23 protein-coding genes are annotated in these 21,156 nt (G+C 66.4%); 10 read left to right on the forward strand and 13 right to left on the reverse strand.

Features of this window, described 5'->3' with window-relative positions; genetic code table 11:
* Positions 1-16 precede the first annotated feature (16 nt).
* Positions 17-733: a hypothetical protein gene (locus tag AC3WS4_RS19850; RefSeq protein ID WP_492737655.1), complete on the forward strand. Its 717-nt coding sequence runs from the start codon at positions 17-19 to the stop codon at positions 731-733.
* Here AC3WS4_RS19850 and AC3WS4_RS19855 read toward each other — a convergent pair.
* The 6 genes from AC3WS4_RS19855 to AC3WS4_RS19880 all read right to left on the reverse strand — a co-directional run bounded on the left by AC3WS4_RS19855 (position 730) and on the right by AC3WS4_RS19880 (position 5,904).
* Positions 730-2,544 carry an ABCB family ABC transporter ATP-binding protein/permease gene (locus AC3WS4_RS19855; RefSeq protein WP_492737657.1) on the reverse strand — a complete coding sequence of 605 codons (1,815 nt, stop codon included), beginning with the start codon at positions 2,542-2,544 and terminating at the stop codon, positions 730-732. The genes AC3WS4_RS19850 and AC3WS4_RS19855 overlap by 4 nt on opposite strands.
* A gap of 284 nt (positions 2,545-2,828) precedes the next feature.
* The gene (locus tag AC3WS4_RS19860) at positions 2,829-2,981 is read right to left on the reverse strand and encodes a hypothetical protein (protein ID WP_492737659.1); all 153 of its coding nucleotides are present in this window, start codon (positions 2,979-2,981) and stop codon (positions 2,829-2,831) included.
* A gap of 144 nt (positions 2,982-3,125) precedes the next feature.
* Positions 3,126-3,923 carry a M15 family metallopeptidase gene (locus tag AC3WS4_RS19865; protein WP_492737661.1) on the reverse strand — a complete coding sequence of 266 codons (798 nt, stop codon included), beginning with the start codon at positions 3,921-3,923 and terminating at the stop codon, positions 3,126-3,128.
* A gap of 130 nt (positions 3,924-4,053) precedes the next feature.
* A complete protein-coding gene (locus AC3WS4_RS19870) occupies positions 4,054-4,599 on the reverse strand; it encodes an LptA/OstA family protein (RefSeq protein ID WP_492738077.1) in 546 nt (181 codons plus the stop codon).
* A gap of 35 nt (positions 4,600-4,634) precedes the next feature.
* Complete coding sequence (gene lptC, locus AC3WS4_RS19875; protein WP_056342527.1) at positions 4,635-5,273, reverse strand: LPS export ABC transporter periplasmic protein LptC; 639 nt, start codon at positions 5,271-5,273, stop codon at positions 4,635-4,637.
* 13 nt (positions 5,274-5,286) lie between these two features.
* Complete coding sequence (locus AC3WS4_RS19880) at positions 5,287-5,904, reverse strand: ribonuclease D (RefSeq protein ID WP_056342525.1); 618 nt, start codon at positions 5,902-5,904, stop codon at positions 5,287-5,289.
* Positions 5,905-6,165: 261 nt separating this feature from the next.
* Between AC3WS4_RS19880 and AC3WS4_RS19885 the strand changes: the two genes are divergently transcribed.
* Entirely contained in the window at positions 6,166-6,978 is an 813-nt protein-coding gene (locus tag AC3WS4_RS19885) for a cold-shock protein (protein WP_187139632.1), read from the forward strand.
* Positions 6,979-7,129: 151 nt separating this feature from the next.
* Here the strand turns inward: AC3WS4_RS19885 and AC3WS4_RS19890 are convergent, their stop codons facing one another.
* From AC3WS4_RS19890 to AC3WS4_RS19905, 4 genes are all read right to left on the reverse strand, one after another.
* A complete protein-coding gene (locus tag AC3WS4_RS19890) occupies positions 7,130-7,585 on the reverse strand; it encodes a Dps family protein (RefSeq protein ID WP_492737664.1) in 456 nt (151 codons plus the stop codon).
* Between the two features lie 89 nt (positions 7,586-7,674).
* Positions 7,675-8,247, reverse strand: a complete 573-nt coding sequence (locus AC3WS4_RS19895) for a hypothetical protein (RefSeq protein WP_492737666.1) — start codon at positions 8,245-8,247, stop codon at positions 7,675-7,677.
* 25 nt (positions 8,248-8,272) lie between these two features.
* Positions 8,273-8,602, reverse strand: a complete 330-nt coding sequence (locus AC3WS4_RS19900; RefSeq protein WP_492737668.1) for a hypothetical protein — start codon at positions 8,600-8,602, stop codon at positions 8,273-8,275.
* Positions 8,603-8,657: 55 nt separating this feature from the next.
* Positions 8,658-9,302 carry a GGDEF domain-containing protein gene (locus tag AC3WS4_RS19905; RefSeq protein WP_492737670.1) on the reverse strand — a complete coding sequence of 215 codons (645 nt, stop codon included), beginning with the start codon at positions 9,300-9,302 and terminating at the stop codon, positions 8,658-8,660.
* A gap of 188 nt (positions 9,303-9,490) precedes the next feature.
* Between AC3WS4_RS19905 and purE the strand changes: the two genes are divergently transcribed.
* From purE to AC3WS4_RS19945, 8 genes are all read left to right on the forward strand, one after another.
* Positions 9,491-9,988: a 5-(carboxyamino)imidazole ribonucleotide mutase gene (gene purE / locus AC3WS4_RS19910; protein ID WP_492737672.1), complete on the forward strand. Its 498-nt coding sequence runs from the start codon at positions 9,491-9,493 to the stop codon at positions 9,986-9,988.
* Between the two features lie 4 nt (positions 9,989-9,992).
* Entirely contained in the window at positions 9,993-11,066 is a 1,074-nt protein-coding gene (locus AC3WS4_RS19915) for a 5-(carboxyamino)imidazole ribonucleotide synthase (protein WP_492737674.1), read from the forward strand.
* Complete coding sequence (locus AC3WS4_RS19920; RefSeq protein ID WP_492737676.1) at positions 11,063-11,557, forward strand: dihydrofolate reductase; 495 nt, start codon at positions 11,063-11,065, stop codon at positions 11,555-11,557. Before AC3WS4_RS19915 ends, AC3WS4_RS19920 begins: the two co-directional genes overlap by 4 nt.
* Entirely contained in the window at positions 11,557-12,759 is a 1,203-nt protein-coding gene (locus AC3WS4_RS19925) for a dipeptidase (protein ID WP_492737677.1), read from the forward strand. The genes AC3WS4_RS19920 and AC3WS4_RS19925 overlap by 1 nt, the downstream gene beginning before the upstream one ends.
* On the forward strand, positions 12,756-13,685 hold the full coding sequence (locus AC3WS4_RS19930; protein ID WP_492737679.1) for a bifunctional riboflavin kinase/FAD synthetase: 930 nt from the start codon (positions 12,756-12,758) through the stop codon (positions 13,683-13,685). Before AC3WS4_RS19925 ends, AC3WS4_RS19930 begins: the two co-directional genes overlap by 4 nt.
* A gap of 246 nt (positions 13,686-13,931) precedes the next feature.
* Complete coding sequence (ileS, locus tag AC3WS4_RS19935) at positions 13,932-16,886, forward strand: isoleucine--tRNA ligase (protein ID WP_492737681.1); 2,955 nt, start codon at positions 13,932-13,934, stop codon at positions 16,884-16,886.
* A gap of 3 nt (positions 16,887-16,889) precedes the next feature.
* The gene (gene lspA / locus AC3WS4_RS19940) at positions 16,890-17,411 is read left to right on the forward strand and encodes a signal peptidase II (RefSeq protein ID WP_492737683.1); all 522 of its coding nucleotides are present in this window, start codon (positions 16,890-16,892) and stop codon (positions 17,409-17,411) included.
* A gap of 26 nt (positions 17,412-17,437) precedes the next feature.
* Entirely contained in the window at positions 17,438-17,857 is a 420-nt protein-coding gene (locus AC3WS4_RS19945; protein ID WP_187139644.1) for a DUF3035 domain-containing protein, read from the forward strand.
* 155 nt (positions 17,858-18,012) lie between these two features.
* On the opposite strand, the gene AC3WS4_RS19950 is transcribed toward AC3WS4_RS19945, so the two are convergent.
* Genes AC3WS4_RS19950 through dxs form a run of 3 tightly spaced genes read right to left on the reverse strand, consistent with a single transcriptional unit; the run spans position 18,013 to position 21,031 of the window.
* Complete coding sequence (locus AC3WS4_RS19950) at positions 18,013-18,681, reverse strand: hypothetical protein (RefSeq protein WP_492737685.1); 669 nt, start codon at positions 18,679-18,681, stop codon at positions 18,013-18,015.
* Positions 18,678-19,106, reverse strand: coding sequence for a hypothetical protein (locus AC3WS4_RS19955; RefSeq protein ID WP_492737687.1), 429 nt, complete (start codon positions 19,104-19,106; stop codon positions 18,678-18,680). Before AC3WS4_RS19955 ends, AC3WS4_RS19950 begins: the two co-directional genes overlap by 4 nt.
* On the reverse strand, positions 19,103-21,031 hold the full coding sequence (dxs, locus tag AC3WS4_RS19960) for a 1-deoxy-D-xylulose-5-phosphate synthase (RefSeq protein ID WP_492737689.1): 1,929 nt from the start codon (positions 21,029-21,031) through the stop codon (positions 19,103-19,105). Before dxs ends, AC3WS4_RS19955 begins: the two co-directional genes overlap by 4 nt.
* Positions 21,032-21,156 lie beyond the last annotated feature (125 nt).

Below are 21,156 nucleotides of genomic sequence, written 5' to 3' on the forward strand. Positions count from 1 at the left end.
CCGAAAGCCGGACGCCATGACCACACCCACGCCCCTGTCGGCGCAAAAACCGCGCTGGCTGCGGATCCTGCACGGTGTCGGGTATGTGACCACCGCCTTGGTCGCCATGCAGTTGCTCTTCATCGCCTTCATGGTCGGATCGGATTGGTGGGACCGGCGTCAGGCCGACCTGCGGTACCGCGAGGCGACACGCACCCATGTTGGCCCATTGACCAATATAGGATCGGAATTGGGCTTCGAGGAATCGGCAGCACTGTTCGCAGCGCTCCCGGCGGCATCAAAGGACGCGCCCGATTCCTTTCGCATCGTTATCGAGCCGTCGCTGAACCCGCACAGTTACGCGCTCTCGCTAATTCCATCCAATCAACCGGCGGGCTTGGTTGCCGTCGAACTTGTGACACTATCAGGGGATGCCTGCGACTTTCGCGCGCCCTTAGCGATGAATCGCCGCACCTTCACACTGCCGCCCGACGATTATCGCCGGTTCGCATCATGGTTCGACGCCAAAACCGAAGGATATGCCGGCAGCAGCGACGGCGTCCTTGATGGCACCACCCTCAGTTTCGAACGGCGCAAGGCGGGCCAAATAACGTCGGGTAGCGGCAATGTTCCCGATCACTACGGCCAGTTCGCCGCCCGACTGCTCCAGTTGCTGAAGCCGCATCTCAAGGGCGCCGATATTCCAACCGATGCGAGCTGGCATGCCACGGTGATGAAGGATTGTGCGGCCTAAACCGTTCCCTCTTCCTTCTCCGCCTGCTGCCGCGCCCACATATCGGCATAAAGCCCCCGCATTCGCAGCAATTGCTCGTGGGTCCCCGTCTCGGCCACGCGGCCCTTGTCGAGCACGATGATCCGGTCCGCCCCCGTCACCGTCGACAGGCGGTGCGCGATCACCAGCGTCGTGCGGCGTTCGGCGATGCGGTCGAGCGTGTCCTGGATCGCCGCCTCGGTGCGGCTGTCGAGCGCGCTGGTCGCTTCGTCGAGGATCAGCACCGGCGGGTTCTTGAGTAGCGTGCGCGCGATCGCGACACGCTGTTTCTCGCCGCCCGACAGCTTCAGCCCGCGCTCGCCAACCTCGGTGTCATAGCCCTGCGGCAGGATGCCGATGAAGGTGTCGATCGCCGCGCCCTCGGCCGCCGCCGTGATGTCGTCGGCGCTCGCATCCTCGCGGCCATAGGCGATGTTGTACCCGATGCTGTCGTTGAACAGCACCGTATCCTGCGGGACGATGCCGATCTCGGCGCGCAGACTTTTCTGCGTGACCTTGGCAATATCCTGATCGTCGATGGTGATCCGCCCGCCCTGCGGGTCATAGAAGCGGAAGAGCAATCGCGCGATCGTCGACTTGCCCGCGCCCGACGGCCCGACGATCGCCAGCGTCTCGCCCGCGCCGACCGCGAAGCTGACCCCGTTCAATATCGTGCGGTCGGGTTCGTAACCGAACACCACATTCTCGAACGCCACCGCGCCGCCGTTCACCACCAGCGGCCACGCGCCCTCGGCGTCGCGGACCTCGCTCGGCGTATCGATCAGGCGGAACATCGCCTCCATGTCGATCAGCCCCTGGCGGATAACCCGGTAAACCATGCCCAGCATGTCGAGCGGGCGGAACAGCTGCGCGAGCAAGGTGTTGACCAGCACCACGTCGCCGACCTGATATTGCCCCTTCGACCAGCCCCAGACGGTGTACGCCATCGCCCCCGCCATCGCGGCGTTGGTGACAAAACTCTGCCCGATGTTGAGCCAGGCGAGGCTGTTCTCGCTCTTCACCGCGGCCTTGGCATATTGGTCGGCGACGTCGCGATAGCGCGCCGCTTCGCGCTCCTCGGCGCCGAAATATTTGACCGTCTCGTAATTGAGCAGGCTGTCGACGCTGCGCCCGACGGTGAGGGTATCGAGGTCGTTCATGCGGACGCGCAGCGCATTGCGCCAGTCGGTCACCTTGCGGGTGAAGATGATGTAGACGATCACCATCAGCGCGGTCGCGCTGGCGAGACCAAAGCTGAACTTGGTCCAGAAGATGATCAGCACCGCGACCAGCTCGACGATCGTCGGCGCGATGTTGAACAACAGGAAATAGAGCATCGTGTCGATACTCTTGGTCCCGCGCTCGATCACCTTGGTGACCTCCCCGGTCCGCCGCGCGAGGTGGAAGCGCAGGCTCAGCGCGTGCAAATGGGTGAAGGTCGCGATCGCCAGTTCGCGTGTCGCATCCTGCCCGACGCGTTCGAACACGACGTTGCGCATATTGTCGAACAGCACCCCGGCAAAACGCGCCCCGGCATAAGCAAGCACCAGCCCGATCGCGAGCGCGACGCCCTGCTCCATCCCCGGCGCCATCTTGTCGATCGCGGCGCCGTACAGGAACCCCATCGACAGCTGGACGCCCTTCGACGCGAGCACGATGAGCCCGGCGGCGATGATGCGGACCTTATGCTCGGTGTGCCCGGCGGGCCAGAGATAGGGCAGGAAGCGCCGCAGCGTGTCCAGCACCGGCGGTTCCTTGGCCGCATCGGCGGAAGTTTGCGTATCGGGCGGCATCGGCGCCCCATGTAGGGTGGACGCCGCCCAACGCCAAGCGGGGTTGGTGACGACAGGCTGACTTATGCCTCCGCGCGCTGCGCCATGAATATCTCACGCGAAGGCGCAAAGGCGCGAAGAGGGCAGCGCACGCCACGGGCGCGGCGCGAGGATCGCGCGAAGCGCCTTTGAAAATGTCGCCTGCGGCGACGAGCCGACGCCAGCCGACCAGGCGCGACATCTTTGTGTCTTTGTGTGAGACCTTTTCTTTGCGCCTTTGCGCCTTTGCGTGAGATTTTCTTCTTCTACCGCGAATCGCGATATCCCGCCCGCCGCAGCAGGCGGTCGATCAGTCGCCGTTCCTCGCTGGTCGGGCCGGCAAGCTCGGGGGTTTCGATGGTGGTCCGCCGCCGGCCGAACAGCGGCCGGCGCGGCGTGACAATCGGGGAGAACCGCATGGGGCATGCCGCCTTTTACTGCGCGGCGTCGCACCCCCCGGTGCCGCATATGGTCTGGTCCCGCCGCCACCTTGCCGCGCCATGGTATCGGCCGCGTTGACGGAAAAGGTTAGCGCGCCCTTTCCCGCGAATCGCCGCCGCGGATCAGAGCTGGTGCCGGCCCGCGGCGCGCGCCGTCGCCGCCGCCGCGGGACGATGCTCCCAATGCCAGGCTTCGCTCGGCACGGTGCGGATGAAACCGAAGCGCGTCGCATGCTTCGCCAGCCAGTCATAGGTCGGGCTGCCGAGTCCCCCGGCGGTATCGATGTCGAGCGCGATGCCGTGCTGGTGGTTCGACGACCCGGGCTTGGCGGCCTTGTTGAACCCCGGCCGGCCCGCGACATAGCCCTCATAGAGATATTTCTGGTTGGCATAGGTGCGAAAGCCCGAATTCAGCAGGATCGCGATGCCGTCCGCCGCCGCCGCCGCGACCATCTTCTGATAGGGCGCGACGATCGCCTCCGACAGATATTCGATCTCGAGCGTCCGGTCGACGATCGGGACCAGCGTGATCTGGCCCTGATAGGCGCCGCCCTTCCACGCCGCATTGGGTCCGAACTGCCCCGCTCCCGGCGCGGGGGCGATCCTGCCCAGCGTGACGTTGCGAAAACTGCCGCTGAAATTGCGCGTCGAGGTCCACCCCAGCGCCGCGCCGCCCGCCGCGGGCGCGACCAGCGCGAAGACGATCTTCGACTGGCTCCCCGACGGTTCGATCTTGATCTGCTCGACCTTCACCTTGCTGTTCTTGGGGATCGTCTTGAACCCGCCGACCGCGGCGCCGGCGGGCAGCGCGTCGCCCGCCCGCCATGTTTCGAACTCGAACAGCGCGCCCGGCTTGCGCAACCGCGCATCGGGATCGGTCACGGTGAATATCGTATCAAGAAAGCTTTCGGAAATCGACACGACTCGCCTCCCCCACTTCTGAAAAATTACAGGGGAATAGTGACACGAAACCGGGATATCGCAAGTAACGGGCGCAAGTGATGAGCCGCGCCCGCCGCGCGGGTCGGAATTCGTCTTGACTTAGAGGCCGTTACTGCTTGCGTTCGGGAACGGTGAAGGTGCCGGTCACGCGCCCGCCCGCACCCGGGACGACATTGCCGTCGGGTCCGCGCGTCGCGCCGCGCCCATCGACCGTCGCGCGCCCCGAATTGAGGTCGATCACCAGCCGCCCGCCGTTCAGGCGGTTGCCGCGCTGGGTCAGCTGGACATTGCCGACCATCGTGATCAGCCGCTTGTCGAGGTCGTAGATCGCGACATTGCCCGTTGCGCGCTCGTCGCCCTTGGTCACCACGACGCCGCCGGTCGCGTCGAGCCGGTTGACGTCGGTGCCGCCCTGCCGCGAATAAGCGACGGTCATGCGCTGCGAGGTCACGGTCATGCCCGCCTGCGTCACCCGTACCCCGCCCGACAGCACGACGCGGTCGGACCGGTCCTGCACTTCGATGCTGCCGGCGCTGAAATCAACGGGGGCGTTGCTGTTGTGGTTGGCGAGCGCCTGCGCCCGCGCCGGGGCGCCGCCGCTGCCGCCCGACAGGATCGCGAGACTGGTCAGCGCGAAGCTCGCGCCCGCCAGCATCAGGCTGCGCAATCCCCCCAGGCGCGGCGTTGCGGTCATTTCAGCACTCCCTGATTGATCCTCAGCCGGGCATTGCCCGACAGGCGGACGACGCGCGTGTCGAGATCGGCCGACAGCGCGTTGGCCGAAAAATTGCCGATGTTCAATGTGCCGTTGACCCCGCCGCGGCCCGTCAGGCTGCGCGACTTCAAATCGATCGCGACATTGCTCGCGTCGATCCGGTATCCGTCGGCGCTGCGCACGCGCACCGCGCCGGGCACCGCGACCTGTTCGGTGTCCATATTATATTGCCCCGCCGCCGCCGCGATCGTCGCGGGTCCGTCGGCCAGGTTGATGGCGCCCGACAATTGTTCCATCCGCACGATCGGCTCGGCCGAGCTTTTCTGTACCGCGCTGCCCGCGACGAGCGCAAAGGGCTGGCCCTTGGTGTCCTGCCCGCGATATTCGGCGCGGGTCACCTTCATTCGCTCCTGCGCCACCTCGACCTTGTCCTTGGCGAGCAGGAAGCTGACCTCGGTCCGCTGGGTGAAGGGCGAAAAAATCATCACCGCGGCGACGACGCCGATCACCAGCGGCAGGCCGAAGCGCAGGATGCGCACGACACGGTCGTGGCTCGACCCGCTGGTCGCCCACAACTGGCGCATCGTGCGATCATGATCGGCGCGGGCGGACATGCGAATCGCCCCCTCAGCTGTGCGCGAAAATATCGGCCTCGGGCCAACCCGCGAGGTCGAGCGCCGCGCGCGTCGGCAGGAAATCGAAACAGGATTGCGCCAGTTCCATGCGTCCCTCGCGGACCAGACGCGCGTCGAGGATCTCCTTCATCGCGTGGAGGAAGCGCACGTCGCTCGCGGCATAGTCGCGCTGCGCGTCGCTCAGCGTCGCGGCACCCCAGTCGCTCGACTGCTGCTGTTTCGACACCTCCTGGCCCAGCAATTCGCGGACCAGCTCCTTCAGCCCGTGGCGGTCGGTGTAGGTGCGGATCAGCCGCGAGGCGATCTTGGTGCAATAGACCGGCGCGGTCACGACGCCGAGCGCCTGCTGCAGCGCGGCGATGTCGAAACGCGCGAAATGGAACAATTTCAACCGGTTGGTATCGGTCAATATCGCCTTCAGCACCGGCGCGTCATAGGCGCTGCCGGGACCGAAGCGGACGAGATGCTCGTCGCCCGACCCGTCGCTGATCTGAACCAGGCACAGCCGGTCGCGCAGCGGGTTGAGCCCCATCGTCTCGGTATCGATCGCAACCGCACCTGGACCCAGCACGCCCTCGGGCAGATCCTCTTCATGGAAATAGACTGTCATGGCCTCGCCTTAGGCCAAGCCGCCTTGCGGCTCAATGACTGGTTTTGCCCGCGCCGCGGGCGCGCCGGGCGGGTGCGACGGACGCTGCCCGCATCGCGACGAAGCCCGCGAATTTTCTGTTCGCAGCGGCCGGTCATTTAGGTTATATATTGCGCCGTTAGCGGCACGGGGCGAGTCTGTGCCAAGGGTGAACTGCGTCTCCGTCCGGCGCAAGGAGCCGGTGGTAACGGAGCGTGGACGACCGAAAGCGACTATCAGACAATGAGTTTCAACAAAGACCGCCGTGGCCATCGGGGGCGCGGTAAGCGCGATGATTTCGGCAATTTCGACAGCTTCGAACCGGCGCCCTATGGCGGTGACAGCTATGGCGGCGGCGCGTCGCGCGGCGGCTTCGGCGATCGCAGTGGCGGCGGCGGGGACCGTGGGGGCGGTTTCGGCGGCGGTGATCGCGGCGGCTTCGGCGGCGGCGATCGTGGCGGCGGCGGTGGTGGCTTCGGCGGCGGACGCGGCGGCGGCATGCCGGCGCAGGTCGTCGGCGAAGGCAATGGCACCGTCAAATTCTTCAACCCGTCGAAGGGCTTCGGCTTCGTCGCGCGCGACGACGGCGGCGAGGATGTGTTCGTGCACATCAGCGCGGTCGAACAGGCGGGCCTGCAGGGCCTGGCCTCGGGCCAGCCGCTCGGCTTCACCCTCGTCGAACGCAACGGCAAGGTGTCGGCGATCGACCTGAAGATCGAAGGCGAACCGATGCCGATCGAGGACAGCGCCCCGCGCCGCGACGATCGCGGTGACCGCGGCGGCTTCGGCGGCGACCGTCCCGCACCGGGCGGCGCCCGCGGCCGGCGTCAGCTGACCGGCGAACGCACCTCGGGCACGGTGAAGTTCTTCAACACCACCAAGGGCTTCGGCTTTATCGCGCGTGACGACGGACAGGCCGATGCCTTCGTCCACATCAGCGCGGTGCAGCGCGCCGGCATGACCGGCCTCGAGGAAGGCGACCGCGTCGCTTTCGACATCGAAGTCGACGATCGCGGCAAGTTCGCTGCGGTGAACATCCAGCCGCATCAGGACTGATTACGGTCCGAACGGATAGGAAAGGGCGGCCGCGAGGCCGCCCTTTTTCGTTGGGGGCGTGGCGGCACATACCTACGGTGCGAGCCCCCCATCTCCATTCGTGTCGAACGGGTTAGAGGTGTGTCGGCTATCAAGCGTCGATAGTTGCCGCTCAATAGCCCGCGGTCGCCTCCAGAAACCACACCCGCTGTTCGGTCTCGTCGGCCCAGCCGTCGACCAGGCCGCTCGTCGCGATATCGCCGGCCTTTTCCGCCGCCGCCTTGACCTCCTTGATCTGCGCCAGCAGCGTCTTGTTGTCGGCGGCCAGCGTGCGGACCATCGCTGCGGCATCGACGCCCGCGGCATCGTCGTCGCGGATCGACTGGCGGCGGCCGACGTCGCCGATCGAACGCAAGGTCGCGGCGCCATTCTTGCGCACGCGCTCGGCGATCAGATCGGTGGTGGCGAGTATCTGCGTCGCCTGTTCGTCGAACAGCAGGTGCAATTCGCGAAAATGCGGCCCGTGGACGTGCCAGTGGTAATTCTTGGTCTTGAGATAGAGCGCGAGACTGTCGGCGAGCAGCGCGTTGAGCGCATCGGCGACGACGGGCTGATTATGGTCGGGCATGGCACCCTCCTTTCCTGTTCCCACGATATAGGGATCGGAAAGCCCATGGTCCCACGCAGCCTTTCGCGCTGAATGATCGATAAAACCGATTACTGGCCGAGCATCCCGAACGCGGTCATCGCGCTGCGCAGCCCCCAGATCGCCAGAATGAGCGCCGCCGCCCAGCGCACGATCTTCGCGCCCAGCCGGTCGGCGAGCTCGGGTCCAAAAGCCAGGAAGGGCAGCATCGCGATCGTCCATCCGGCCAGCCCGCCCGCCGCGGCCCAATGCCCCGCGCCGCTCGTCGCGGCGAGCGCGCCGATCAGGAAATGGCTGCGGTCGCCGAACTGGATCAACAGCATCCGCACGGCGAGCAGCGGTACCAGCGCGGTCAGCACGCGATCGTCGGCGAGCGTCATCCGCCCGCGCCACGCGAGCGCCACCGCCGCCGACAGCAAGGCAAAAGCGACAAGCAGCGCGACGATGCCCTGCCCGATCATCCGGTTGGCGATCGATCCGGCGACCGCCGCGATCACCGCATTGACGACGAACGCGCCGACCGCGATGCCGAACACCAGCCGCCGGTCGTCGCGCGCGGCGAGCAGGTGCGACAGGAAAATCCCCGTCCGTCCGTCGGCGTTGGCCAGCGCCACCGCGACGAGCGCCAGCATGATCGCATCCATGAAATTCGGTCCCGAAGCGTTGGAATCAGTGCCCGAGGCGCATCGCGACCGACGCCAGCCAGGCTTCCTGCGCGGCGGGCGCCATCGGCCCGCGCGGTACGCTCGCGGCGTCGCTCATCGCGTCGAGATAGGTCAGGATCGCGGCGCGATAGCCGCCCGCGGCGACCGTCGATTCGAGCCGGCTCGCCAGCGTCTCGACCGCGGCAAAGCCATGGTCGCGCGCCAGGCAACGGATGTCGTCGACCCCCTGGACGATCTGGGTCAGCGCGCAATGCGGCAGCGCCTCGGCGAGCGCGCCGATCTGCCCGGTGATACGGCGCTGGATATCGTGGTTCGGGTCGTTGTGATGCAACATCTGACACCCCCTGTCCTCAAGGGTGTGACGATGCGCTCATTTGGTTAATGACCGGTTAGCGATGCCCGACGGGGCCATCCTGGCCCTGCTTGCAGCGATACATGTCGCGGTCGGCCGCCGCGAGGATGTCCGATTCAGTCATGTCGGGCTGGAGCATCGCGACCCCGAAGCACGCCGACAGCGCGATCTCGCGCCCGTCATAGACGGCGGGGGCCGCCATCAGCATATCGCACAGCCGCGTCACCTGCGCCCGCGCGCCTTCCTCGGTCGACTGGTCGAGGATCAGCCCGAACTCGTCGCCGCCGATGCGCGCCGCGACATCGGTCGCGCGGATCGAGGACAGCAACCGGTCGGCGATCTGGATCAGCGCGAAATCGCCCGCGGCATGGCCGAAGCTGTCGTTGATGAACTTGAGCTGGTTGACGTCGGCGAAGACCACCGCGGCGGTCTCGGCATGGCGTTCGAAGCGCGCGATGCGCTGGTGGATCGCGGTCAGGAAATAGCGGCGGTTGAACAAGGGGGTCAGCGTGTCGCGCTCCGACACGCGCTCGAGTTCGGCGACCGCGATCTTGAGGACGCGATTTTCGCGGCGCAACGCGTCGCGTTCGCGCCGAACGTCGCGCAACTGGTCCTCGATGGAGTCGACGGGTACGGCGGTCAGGTGATCGACCGCGATCCGTGCCCCCCCTATGCTGTCCATCCCAAACGTCCCCGAAGCGAACCCGTGCCGCCGGCCGGATGCCGACAGTCTCTCGTGACGGGCGATCCTAGAACGGACTTGATACCAATCGGTAAACGGAGCCCGCGATTTGATGGCGTTGCCCGCATCATTTCGACCCGCTAGGGGAGGGGCGCGGCGATGACTCGCCCGGGCAGGGAGACAGAGGGATGGGCGACACGGCGCCAAGCGTTGGCGTGATCATGGGCAGCCAGTCGGACTGGCCGACGATGGCGCACGCCGTCCACATCCTCGAAACCTTCGGCATCGCCCACGAGGTCCAGATCGTCTCGGCCCACCGCACCCCCGACCGCCTTGTTTCCTATGCCAAAAGCGCCGCGACGCGCGGGCTGAAAGCGATCATCGCGGGCGCCGGCGGCGCCGCGCACCTGCCCGGCATGGTCGCGTCGATGACGCGCGTGCCGGTGCTCGGCGTCCCCGTCCAGTCGGCGGCCTTGAACGGCGTCGACAGCCTCTATTCGATCGTCCAGATGCCCGGCGGCATTCCGGTCGCGACCTTCGCGATCGGCAAGGCCGGGGCGACCAACGCCGGGCTGTTCGCCGCCGCGCTGCTCGCGAACACCGATGCCGGCCTCGCGGCAAAGCTCGACGCCTGGCGTGCCGCGCAGTCCGAAGGCGTCGCCCCGATCCCTGTGCGCGAGGGCTGAGCGCTTGCTGCCACCCGGTTCGACCATCGGCATATTGGGCGGCGGCCAGCTCGGCCGCATGCTCGCCGTCGCCGCCGCGCAGCTCGGCTACAAGACGCATATCTATGCCCCCGACGCCGAAAGCGTCGCCGCACAGGTCGCGGCGCAGCACACGCAAGCCGCGTGGGACGACGAATCGCGCCTCGCCGCCTTCGCGGCGCATTGCGACGTCGTCACCTTCGAATTCGAAAATGTCCCGGTCGACACGCTGCGGTTCCTGTCGGGCCATGTCGCGGTGCGCGCCGGCGCCGACGCGCTCGAAATCGCGCAGGACCGGCTGATCGAGAAAAACTTCGTCGCGGGCCTTGGCGGCCGCCCCGCCCCCTTCGCGGCGGCCCCCGACCGCGCCGCGCTCGATACCGCGGTCGCCGCGATCGGCACCCCCGCGATCCTCAAGACCGTGCGCATGGGCTATGACGGCAAGGGTCAGGCGCGCCTCGCCACCCCCGAAGACGCCGACGCCGCGTGGGACGCGATCGACCGTCACGCCGCGGTGCTCGAAGGCTTCGTCGCCTTCGACCATGAATTTTCGGTGCTGATGGTGCGCGGCATCGATGGCGAAACACGCTTCTGGGACAGCCCGGTCAATGTCCATGAGGACGGCATCCTCGCCACCTCGACCGTGCCGCCGCCACCGATCGTCCTCGACCAGCAGGCCGAAGCCCGCGACCTGATGGCGGCGATCGCCGCCGAACTCGATTATGTCGGGGTCCTCACCGGCGAGTTTTTCGCGACCGAAAAGGGCCCGGTCTTCAACGAGATGGCGCCGCGCGTCCACAACAGCGGCCATTGGACCATCGAGGGCGCGGTGACGAGCCAGTTCGAAAACCACATCCGCGCGATCGCCGGGCTGCCGCTCGGCGACACCGCCAGCCCGCGGCTGCCCGTCGTCATGCGCAATCTGATCGGCGCCGGCATAAACGACGCGCCCGCCTTGCTCGCCGAACCCGGCTGCCACCTCCACCATTATGGCAAGGCCGAAGTCCGCGCCGGGCGCAAGCTCGGCCACGCGACCTGGGTCGGCACGGAACCCGCATGAACCACCCCGAAATCACCCTGATCGTCGCGCGCGCGACGAACGGCGTCATCGGCGCCGATGGCAAGATGCCCTGGCACCTGCCCGCCGATCTCCGCCGCTTCAAGCAGCTCACCATGGGCCGCCCGATGATCATGGGGCGCAAGACCTTCGACAGCCTGCCCGCGATTCTCGAGGGCCGCCGCCACATCGTCCTCACCCGCGACCCCGACTGGCAGGAGGACGGCGCCGAACCCGTCGCATCGGTCGAGGCGGCGCTGCGCAGCGCCAACGCGCCGCAGGTGATGGTGATCGGCGGCGCCGAAATCCATGCGATGTTCCTGCCCCTCGCCGACCGCATCGAGCTCACCGAAGTCGCGCTCGAACCGTCGGGCGACGCGAGCATCCCCTATCCCGACCCCGCCGACTGGCACGAAGCGGCGCGCGAAAATCATCCCGCCGACGACGCGGGCCGCCCCGCCTATAGTTTCGTCACCTTCACGAGGAAGCGCTGATGCGTCGCTGGCTTACCGGCCTATTGCTCGTCGTCGCGCTCGCCGCGCTCGCTTTCTTCGCCCTCGCCCCCGGCATTCTCGAGCGCGGCATGAACAAGATCGACGGCAAACCGCTGCCAGTCGTCAGCGAACGCGCCAAGACGCTGCACCAGACGCTGACGATCGTCGACCTGCACAGCGACACCTTGCTGTGGAAACGCAGCATCCTCGACCGCGCGGATCGTGGCCATATGGATTTTCCTCGGCTCGAAGAGGGCAATGTCGCGCTGCAGGTCCTGGCGAGCACCACCAAATCGCCCAAGGGCCAGAATTACGACGCCAATGGCGCCGACACCGACAATATCACCGGCCTCGTCATCGCGCAGCTCCAGCCGGTGCGGACGTGGAATTCGCTGCTCGAGCGCTCGCTCTGGCATTCGGAAAAGCTGAAACGCGCGCTGGCCGAGCAACAGGAGGCGATCGGCAATCGCCCGCCATGGTATCTCGTGACCGCGCCCGGCGGCCTCGACGGGCTGAACAAGGAGGTGATCCCCGACCATCCGACCGGCCGGGGCGTCATGCTCAGCGTCGAGGGGCTGCATGTCCTCGAAGGCGACATCGCCAATCTCGACAAGCTCTACGCCGCGGGTTTCCGCATGGCGGGGCTCACCCATTTCTTCGACAACGACCTCGCGGGGTCGATGCACGGGCTCAAGAAGGGCGGGCTGACCGCGTTCGGGCGCCGGGTCGTCACGGCGATGGAAGCCAAGGGCATGATCGTCGATGTCGCGCATTGCAGCAAGGCGTGCGTCGCCGACATCCTCAAAATGGCGCGCCGCCCGGTCGTCTCCAGCCATGGCGGGGTGCAGGCGACGTGCCAGGTCAACCGCAATCTCGACGACGCGCAGATCCGCGGCGTCGCGGCGACCGGCGGGCTGATCGGCATCGGCTATTGGGACGCCGCCGTCTGCGACACCTCGCCCGCGAGCATCGCGAAGGCGATGAAGCATGTCCGCGACCTCGTCGGCATCCAATATGTCGCGCTCGGCAGCGACTATGACGGCGCGACCACCGTCCGCTTCGACACCTCGCACCTCGTCCAGGTGACGCAGGCGCTGATCGACGCGGGCTTCACCGACGACGAAATTCGCGCCGCGATGGGCGGCAACGCGATCCGCGTACTCAGCGCGGGGCTCGTCCCGCTCACCCCGCCCGCGCTATGATCCGCCTCGACGGCCACCAGCGGATCGAGGGCGATTTGCGCGGCGGCGTCATCGCGCTCGGCAATTTCGACGGCTTCCACGCCGGGCATCAGGCGGTCGTCGGCCGCGCTGTCCGCCATGCGCGCGACGAGGGCCGCCCGGCGATCGTCGCGACCTTCGACCCGCATCCGGTGCGCTTCTTCAAGCCCGACGCCGCCCCCTTCCGCCTCACCACGCTCGACCAGCGGCAGGCGCTGTTCGCCGCCGCCGGCGCCGACGCGATGCTCGTCCTGCCCTTCGACGCCGCGCTCGCGGGTACGACGGCGGAGGATTTCATCACCGGCCTGCTGCTCGACCGCTATGGCGCCGCCGGGGTCGTCACCGGCGCCGACTTCGTCTTCGGCAAGGGCCGCGGCGGCGATGTCGTGACGCTTGCCGACCACGCCCGCCGCCTTGGCTTCTTCACCGAAATGGTCTCGCCGGTCGACGACGCCGACGAGGTCATCTCGTCGAGCCGCATCCGCGACGCGCTGCACGCGGGCGATTGCGCCACCGCCGCGCGCCTGCTCACCCGGCCGTTCATAGTGCGCGGAATCGTCCAGCACGGCGACAAGAACGGCCGCCTGCTTGGCTTCCCGACCGCGAATATCGACATGGGGTCTTATCTCCGCCCGCGCTACGGCATCTACGCCGTCACCGGGCGGCTTCCCGATGGACGCATCCTGAAAGGCGCCGCCAATCTCGGCATCCGCCCCAGCTTCGACCCGCCGAAGGAGCTGCTCGAACCGCATTTCTTCGATTTCGCCGAAGACCTGTACGGGCAGGAAATTGACGTCGCCTTCCACGCTTTCATCCGTCCGGAAGCGAAGTTCGACGGGATGGACGCGCTGATGGCGCAGATCGCGGCGGATTGCGACGCGGCGCGGGACCTGCTCGCGCACCTCTAAGGCAGACAATGCGCGCAGAGACGCAGAGGACGCAGAGAAAAACGGTTCACGCGAAGCCGCGAAGGCGCGAAGAAGAATGATTGGCGGCTTCGCCGCCCTTTCTCCCTATTTCTCTGCGCTCTCTGCGCTCTCTGCGCGAAACTTTTTCTTTCGCGTCTTCGCGTCTTCGCGTGAACCCCTTCTTCCTCAAGATGCCAGCGCCCATTGTCTTTGCTCCCACGCGAATCTGCGCTAAGCGCCGCCCCCATGACCGACAGCACGCCCGCGCCCGAAACCCGCGACTATCGCGACACCGTCTTCCTGCCCAAGACCGACTTCCCGATGAAGGCCGGCCTGCCGCAGAAGGAACCGCTGATTCTGGCGAAATGGGTCGAGGGCAATCTGGAAGGCCAGATTCGCGAAAGCCGCAAGGGCCGCGATCAGTTCATCCTCCACGACGGCCCGCCCTACGCCAATGGCGACATGCACATCGGCCATGCGCTCAACCATATCCTCAAGGATATGGTCGTCCGCACGCAAACACTAAAGGGCAAGGACGCGCCTTACGTCCCCGGCTGGGACTGCCACGGCCTGCCGATCGAGTGGAAGGTCGAGGAGCAGTATCGCAAGAAAAAGCTCAACAAGGACGAGGTTCCGGTCGAGGAATTCCGCGCCGAATGCCGCGCCTATGCGCAGCATTGGGTCGACACCCAGCGCGAGCAGCTGAAGCGCCTCGGCATCGGCGGCGACTGGGACCATCCGTATCTGACGATGGATTATGAGGCCGAGGCCACCATCGTGCGCGAGCTGCTCAAATTCGCCGCCAACGACATGCTCTATCGCGGCGCCAAGCCGGTGATGTGGTCGCCGGTCGAAAAGACCGCGCTCGCCGAGGCCGAGGTCGAATATGAGGATATCGTCTCGACGCAGATCGATGTCGCGTTCGAGATCGTCGAAAGCCCGATCGCGGAGCTGGTCGGCGCGCATGCGGTGATCTGGACGACGACCCCATGGACGATCCCGGTCAACCAGGCTTTGGCCTATGGGCCGGAGGTCGAATATTCATTGGTTGAGGTAGACGGCAAACGACTTTTGGTGGCCACCGAACTGGTTCCGACATTTCTCGCCCGGGCATTCCCCAACGCAGGCCAAAGCAACGTCGCTGCGATCCCCGTCGGGGATGGCAAGGATGATGCCGCGCTGAGTGCCGATCTAATCTTGCATGCGGATGGCGGGTATAAAGGCGCCGACCTCGCCGGCGCCATCGCCCGTCACCCGATGCACCATCTCGGCGGCTTTTTCGCGCGCCCGCGCCCCTTCCTTGCGGGCGATTTCGTCACCACCGACAGCGGCACCGGGCTCGTCCATATGTCGCCCGACCATGGCGAGGATGATTTCGACCTGTGCAAGGCGAACGGCATCGACCCCGTGTTCGCCGTCGAGGGCGACGGCAAGTACCGAGAAGACTGGGGCTGGCTCGGCGGTCAGGGATCGGTGATCAACCCCAAGTTCAACGCCCCCGACGGCCCGATCTGCACCGACCTGCGCGACGCGGGCGGGCTGCTCGCGGCCTCGGCCGATTACAAACACAGCTATCCGCACAGCTGGCGGTCGAAGGCGAAGGTCATCTATCGCTGCACCCCGCAATGGTTCGTGCCGATGGACCGGGTGATGACGCATATCGAGCCCAAGGCGCCGCGCGAGCAGCGCTGGGAATCCGAAGGCGGCGCGATCAACCCGCATGAAGAGGATCTCTGCGCCGCGCCGACGCTGCGGCAGGCGGCGATGCAGGCGATCGACGACACGCGCTTCGTCCCCGAAAAGGGCCGCAACCGCATCGGGTCAATGGTCAAGGACCGCCCCGACTGGGTGCTGTCGCGCCAGCGCGCCTGGGGCGTGCCGATCACCCTCTTCGTCGATCGCAAGACCGGCCACTATCTCAACGACCCGCAAGTCAACGACCGCATCGTCGCGGCGGTGAAGGCGGGCGGGGTCGATGCATGGTCCGACGCGCGCGCGCAGGAGTATCTGGGCGACGCCTATGACGCCGCCGATTACGAGCGGATCGTCGACATCCTCGACGTCTGGTTCGATTCGGGCTGCACCCACGCCTTTGTTCTGGAGAGCGGCCGCTGGCCGGCGCTCGTCCGCCACGACGGCGGCACCCACAGCGCCGACCTCTATCTCGAGGGCAGCGACCAGCATCGCGGCTGGTTCCAGTCGTCCTTGCTCGAAAGCTGCGGCACGCGCGGGCAGGCGCCGTACAAGGCGGTGCTGACCCACGGCTTCACGATGGACAGCAAGGGCCTCAAACAGTCGAAATCGGTCGGCAACACCACCGATCCGGTCAAGGTGATGCAGACCAACGGCGCCGACATCATCCGCCTGTGGGCTCTGTCGGTCGATTTCACCGAGGACCACCGCATCGGCGACGAAATCCTCAAGGGCGTCGCCGACCAATATCGCAAGCTGCGCAACACCTTCCGCTACCTGCTCGGCGCTTTGGACGGCTTCACCGCGGAAGAGCGCGTCGCCGACGTCGCGGCGATGCCCGAACTCGAACGCTATATGCTCAGCCTGCTCGCCGACCTCGACAAGCGGATGGCGCAGGCGGTCGAGGATTTCGACTTCAACAGCTACACGCGCCTGCTGTCGGACTTCTGCAACGAGGACCTGTCGGCTTTCTACTTCGATATCCGCAAGGACGTCCTCTACTGCGACCTCGGCCCCGCCGCGCCGCTCGGCACCGACACGCGCCGCGCATACCGCAGCGTGCTCGACATCCTCTTCCACGCGCTCGTCCGCTACGCCGCGCCCGTGCTGGTGTTCACCAGCGAGGAAGTGTGGGGCACGCGCTATCCCGATGCGAGCAGCGTGCATCTGCTGGAGTGGCCGAGTGTCGACGCGAGCTGGAACGATGCCGCGCTCGCGACCAAATGGGGGGGCGTCCGCAGCCAGCGTGAGGCGGTGACCGAGGCGATCGAACCCTATCGCCGCGAAAAGACGATCCGATCGAGCCTCGAAGCCGAGGTCACGATTCCCGATCCGACGCTAGACGCGACCGCGCTGGAGGAAGTGTTCATCGTGTCGGTTGCCCGCGCGGGCGAAACGCTTTCCGTCACCCGCACCGAAAACCACAAATGCGGCCGCTGCTGGCGCCACCTGCCCGAGGTGGTCGAGGACGGCGCCTTGTGCAATCGCTGCGACACGGTATTGAGCTAAGCCATGTCCAGCACCCGTTCGCCGCACCTGAAGTTCGGCCTGATCATCGCCGCCGTCGCCTTCCTGCTCGACCAGATCAGCAAGTGGATCGTCATCACCCCGCTCTCGCTCGAGGCGAAACGCGTGATCGACATCCTGCCGATCTTCCGCCTGACCTGGGCCGAGAATACCGGCATCTCGCTGTCTTTGTTCGCCGACGGCGGAGCGACGATGCGCTGGGTCCTCGTCGCGGTCACCGCCGCGGTGGCCAGCGCGGTGCTGATCTGGATGACCCGCGAAAAGGCCAAGGGCGACGTCTTCGCGCTGGCGCTGATCTTCGGCGGCGCGCTCGGCAATATCGTCGACCGCGTCCGCTTCGGCTATGTCGTCGACTTCGCCGACCTGCATTTCGGCGATTTCCGCCCCTTCCTCATCTTCAACGTCGCCGATGCCTGCATCACCATCGGGGTGCTTTTGCTGGTTGCGCGCGCGCTGCTCTTGGGCGAAAAGGCCCCGAAGGCGGGCGACCAGCCCGCCGCCGATTAAACGGGGCGTACAGGAGTGATTTTCAAGTGAACCGGACCACCGCCATTCTTGCCGCCGCCCTGGCCGCATCGACGCTGTCGGCCTGCGGGTCGAACAATCTGTTCAGCCGCGACCGTCCCGACGAAATGCGCGTGTCGCGCCAGGCACCGCTGATCGTGCCGCCCGACTATTCGCTCGTCCCGCCCGCGCCGGGCGCCGCGCGTCCCGGCGGCGAAACCACCGCCGAACAGACGCTCCGCACCCTCTTCGGCGGCCCCGCCCCGCGCAGCACGACCGAAAGCGCCGTCATCGGCAGCGCCGACGGCGCCCGCGCCGACCCCGGCATCCGCAGCCAGGTCGGCAGCCCGACCACCGAGGTCGTCGACAAGGGCCTCGTCACCCGCGACATCCTCGTCTCGCCCGAAGGCGACGGTCGCGACGCGCAGGCGGCGATTCCGGGAGCGTAAGGCTCCAAGATTTTCGCGCCGAGGCGCAGAGAACGCAGAGAAAAGGGGATGAAAAAGGGCGGCTAAAGCCGCCCAATTCCTATCTCTGCGTTCTCTGCGCCTTTGCGTGAGATTTTCGAGCCTCACGCAAGGGCACGAAGAAAATCCGGTATCGATCAGCTGAACAGGCTCGACAGGACGAACATCGCGGCCAGGCTTTCGACCATCGCGCGCGATGCATGGCCGAAGGCGCGCAGCCGGCCGCATTGCAGGTGCTGGTTGAACCACGCGGTCTGCAGGAAACCGAACCACAAAAGCCCGAACAGCGCGAGCGCGCCGCCCGCGAGCACCGACCAGTCATGGCCCTGCTTGATCAGGATCACCGCGATTCCCAGCATCATCGCGAGCACCGCGGCGACATAGCATTGGCTGTAAAAGGGCGCGCGCAGGGTCGCGCGATCGACCTGCAGCCCACGTGCGCGCACCATCCGCGTCGCCATCATCACCGGGAACAGGCTGTACAGCACGATGCGCAGGATGATCAGGTCGGTGTTGTTGCTGACGAAGGCCGACAGCCCGACCTTGCTCGCCACCACCGCGTCGGTGCCGACCAGCGCGATCTCGGCGGCGTGGACAAGGATGAGCGACAACAGCAGGAACAAAGGCGGGCTCAGCGTGTCGGTATATTGCTGGTCGGACACATCGCCCTGCTCGACGTCCGAATAATCCATCATCTTGAGCGGGTGCACGAGCACCCGCCAAAGGGTGACCGGATAGAAGACCAGCCACGACATCACCTCGTACAGAAGCTCGTCGAGCGATTGCAGGAGGTTGAAGAAGTTCATGCGGCAATCTCGACCAGCGACGCTTGCCCTTTGGAAAGCCAGCGCGCGAAATTGCGGACCGTTGTCGGCTGGCTCCGGTCCCAATTCGCCCAGCGTTTCCAGTCGAGGCCGCGGCTGTTGCAATAATGCTCGAGCCAGTCCTGCGGCTCCTCATCGTCGATCGGCAGGTCTTTCAGGAAATCGTCGTCGGGATGCGGGGTCAGCCCCACGGGCCAATAGGCCCATTCGGGCTGCAGCTCATCCCAGAGGAACTCCGCCACGTCGCGCTCGCAATCGCCGGCCAGCATGGCAATGAACCGTTCGCGCCCGACATTGTCGCGCCGGGCCGCCAGCGCCGCCGCCTGCCGTTTGTCACGGCGCGCGGCGATGAGCGAATAGATCAGGAACAGGGCGACGCAGCCGGCGGCGAACCACCAGCCGCTCAAGCCCGAACCCCCGCCTCCTCGACGCCCGCGCTGTTGTGGCGCAGCGCCTTCAGCACGGTATCGACGATCTGCGGCGCGTTGAGCCCCGCGGCGTCATATTGTTTGTCGGGCGAATCCTGGTCCTGGAAGGCGTCGGGCAGGCGCATCGTGCGCAGCTTCAACCCCGCGTCGATCAGCCCCTCGTCGCTTGCCAGGGTCAGCACATGCGCACCGAGTCCGCCGACGCTGTTCTCCTCGATCGTCACGCACACCTCATGGTTCGCGAGCGTCTTGCGGATCAGTTCCTCGTCGAGCGGCTTGGCGAAGCGCAGGTCGATGACGCTGGTCGACAGCCCGCGCGCTTCGAGCGTGTCCGCCGCCTTCAGCGCCTCGGCGAGCCTTGTGCCGAGCGACAGAATCGCGACGGTCTTGCCACTGCGCACGACGCGCCCCTTGCCGATCTCCAGCTTTTGGGGAACTTCGGGCAACGCCACCCCGGTGCCATTGCCGCGCGGATAGCGGAACGCGATCGGCCCATCGTCATATTCGGCGGCGGTATAGGTCATATGGACCAGTTCGGCCTCGTCGGCCGCCGCCATCACGACAAAATTGGGCAAGGTCGCCAGATAGGTGACGTCGAACGACCCCGCATGGGTCGATCCGTCGGCGCCGACCAGCCCCGCGCGATCGATCGCGAAACGCACCGGCAAATTCTGGATCGCGACGTCATGGACGACCTGATCATAAGCGCGCTGGAGGAAGGTCGAATAGATGGCGCAGAACGGCCGCATCCCCTGCGCCGCCAATCCGGCGGCAAAGGTCACCGCATGCTGTTCGGCGATGCCGACGTCGAAGGTCCGGGTCGGATGCGCCTTGGCGAATTTATCGACCCCCGTGCCCGACGGCATCGCCGCGGTGATCGCGACGATGCGCGGGTCGGTGTCGGCGAGCTTCGCCAGCGTTTCGCCGAACACATTCTGATACGCCGGCGGTCCCGGCGGCGCCTTCGCCTGCTCGCCGGTGATCACGTCGAATTTCTGGACGCCATGATATTTGTCGGCAGCGGCCTCGGCAGGGGCATAGCCCTTGCCCTTCACCGTCACCGCATGGATCAGCACCGGGCCATGGTCGCTGTCGCGCACATTCTCCAGCACCGGGATCAGATGGTCGAGATTATGCCCGTCGATCGGCCCGACATAATAAAAGCCGAGTTCCTCGAACAGCGTCCCGCCCATCGCCATGCCGCGCGCATATTCGTCGGTCTTCTTCGCCGCCTTGTGCAGCGGCTCGGGCAATTTGCGCGCAAAGCGCCGCGCGATTTCGCGCAGCTCGACGAACGGCCGCGACGACACCAGCTTCGCCAGATAGGCCGAGAGCCCCCCGACGGGCGGCGCGATCGACATGTCATTGTCGTTGAGGATAACGATCAGCCGGTTTCCCGCCGCTGCCGCGTTGTTCATCGCCTCATAGGCCATGCCCGCCGACATCGACCCGTCGCCGATCACCGCGATCGCGCGGCCGGGTTCGTCCTTGAGCTTGTTAGCGATCGCAAAGCCGAGCGCGGCACTGATCGAGGTCGAGCTATGCGCGGCGCCGAACGGGTCGTACTCGCTCTCGCTACGCTTGGTGAAGCCCGACAACCCGCCGCCGGTGCGCAGCGTGCGGATCCGGTCGCGGCGCCCGGTGATGATCTTGTGCGGATAGCATTGGTGGCCGACGTCCCAGACGATCTTGTCGCGCGGCGTGTCGAACACATAATGGAGCGCGGTGGTCAGCTCGACGACGCCAAGCCCCGAGCCCAGATGCCCGCCCGTCGTACCCACCGCCGAAATCATCTCGGCGCGCAGTTCGTCGGCGAACTGGCGGAGGTCTTCGGGCTTCAGCTTGCGGAGGTCGGCGGGGACATCCACCGTGTCGAGCAGCGGTGTTTGCGGGCGATCGGTCATCGCCCGGTCATACTGGCAAGTGCCGATAGTGTCGAACGAAAAGGGCGCGCGCCGGGGGCCTCCGTCCACCGCGTACGCGGGGGGCGCCAATTTGTTTCGAGTTGCATTTCGCGCGCCGATCGCCT

This window comes from Sphingopyxis sp. EU05-FHT14B03, from assembly GCF_058790875.1.

Bases quoted from the DNA above. Each gene is read 5' to 3' on its own strand.
- AC3WS4_RS19850 (WP_492737655.1), top strand. From the start codon at position 17: ATGACCACACCCACGCCCCTGTCGGCGCAAAAACCGCGCTGGCTGCGG.
- AC3WS4_RS19855 (WP_492737657.1), bottom strand. From the start codon at position 2,544: ATGCCGCCCGATACGCAAACTTCCGCCGATGCGGCCAAGGAACCGCCG.
- AC3WS4_RS19860 (WP_492737659.1), bottom strand. From the start codon at position 2,981: ATGCGGTTCTCCCCGATTGTCACGCCGCGCCGGCCGCTGTTCGGCCGG.
- AC3WS4_RS19870 (WP_492738077.1), bottom strand. From the start codon at position 4,599: ATGCTGGCGGGCGCGAGCTTCGCGCTGACCAGTCTCGCGATCCTGTCG.
- lptC (WP_056342527.1), bottom strand. From the start codon at position 5,273: ATGTCCGCCCGCGCCGATCATGATCGCACGATGCGCCAGTTGTGGGCG.
- AC3WS4_RS19880 (WP_056342525.1), bottom strand. From the start codon at position 5,904: ATGACAGTCTATTTCCATGAAGAGGATCTGCCCGAGGGCGTGCTGGGT.
- AC3WS4_RS19885 (WP_187139632.1), top strand. From the start codon at position 6,166: ATGAGTTTCAACAAAGACCGCCGTGGCCATCGGGGGCGCGGTAAGCGC.
- AC3WS4_RS19890 (WP_492737664.1), bottom strand. From the start codon at position 7,585: ATGCCCGACCATAATCAGCCCGTCGTCGCCGATGCGCTCAACGCGCTG.
- AC3WS4_RS19895 (WP_492737666.1), bottom strand. From the start codon at position 8,247: ATGGATGCGATCATGCTGGCGCTCGTCGCGGTGGCGCTGGCCAACGCC.
- AC3WS4_RS19900 (WP_492737668.1), bottom strand. From the start codon at position 8,602: ATGTTGCATCACAACGACCCGAACCACGATATCCAGCGCCGTATCACC.
- AC3WS4_RS19905 (WP_492737670.1), bottom strand. From the start codon at position 9,302: ATGGACAGCATAGGGGGGGCACGGATCGCGGTCGATCACCTGACCGCC.
- purE (WP_492737672.1), top strand. From the start codon at position 9,491: ATGGGCGACACGGCGCCAAGCGTTGGCGTGATCATGGGCAGCCAGTCG.
- AC3WS4_RS19920 (WP_492737676.1), top strand. From the start codon at position 11,063: ATGAACCACCCCGAAATCACCCTGATCGTCGCGCGCGCGACGAACGGC.
- AC3WS4_RS19925 (WP_492737677.1), top strand. From the start codon at position 11,557: ATGCGTCGCTGGCTTACCGGCCTATTGCTCGTCGTCGCGCTCGCCGCG.
- AC3WS4_RS19930 (WP_492737679.1), top strand. From the start codon at position 12,756: ATGATCCGCCTCGACGGCCACCAGCGGATCGAGGGCGATTTGCGCGGC.
- ileS (WP_492737681.1), top strand. From the start codon at position 13,932: ATGACCGACAGCACGCCCGCGCCCGAAACCCGCGACTATCGCGACACC.
- lspA (WP_492737683.1), top strand. From the start codon at position 16,890: ATGTCCAGCACCCGTTCGCCGCACCTGAAGTTCGGCCTGATCATCGCC.
- AC3WS4_RS19950 (WP_492737685.1), bottom strand. From the start codon at position 18,681: ATGAACTTCTTCAACCTCCTGCAATCGCTCGACGAGCTTCTGTACGAG.
- dxs (WP_492737689.1), bottom strand. From the start codon at position 21,031: ATGACCGATCGCCCGCAAACACCGCTGCTCGACACGGTGGATGTCCCC.